This is a genomic window from Chryseobacterium sp. SIMBA_028 (assembly GCF_046535285.1).
Taxonomy (GTDB): domain Bacteria; phylum Bacteroidota; class Bacteroidia; order Flavobacteriales; family Weeksellaceae; genus Chryseobacterium.
Genome location: NZ_JAWRWZ010000843.1, coordinates 1 through 235, shown reverse-complemented (window position 1 = coordinate 235; position 235 = coordinate 1). Strand labels below are relative to the sequence as shown.

The following is a 235-nucleotide window of genomic DNA, read 5'->3' as shown; positions in this document are numbered from 1 at the left end:
TTGGATTATTTGTCAGTTCTTATAATCCATTCTCCTGCGTATTCTAAAAAAGATATTTTCGGGATAGCTCCAGTACTTCAAATTTTACTGAATCATTACTTTATTACAGATACCTGGAGTAATTTTGCAGATCAGGGACAAAAACCTATCCTTGGAAAGTATGACTATAAGGAACTTCAGGAGGGAATAGAAGTTCCTACACAAAAAACTTCATGGTTCTTAACAGGATATGAAC

The 235-nt window shown here is 34.0% G+C and carries 1 pseudogene; it reads left to right on the top strand.

The window, feature by feature from the left end:
* Positions 1–235 (top strand): annotated as a pseudogene (locus tag SCA31_RS25570) (3',5'-cyclic-nucleotide phosphodiesterase); the annotation flags it as partial.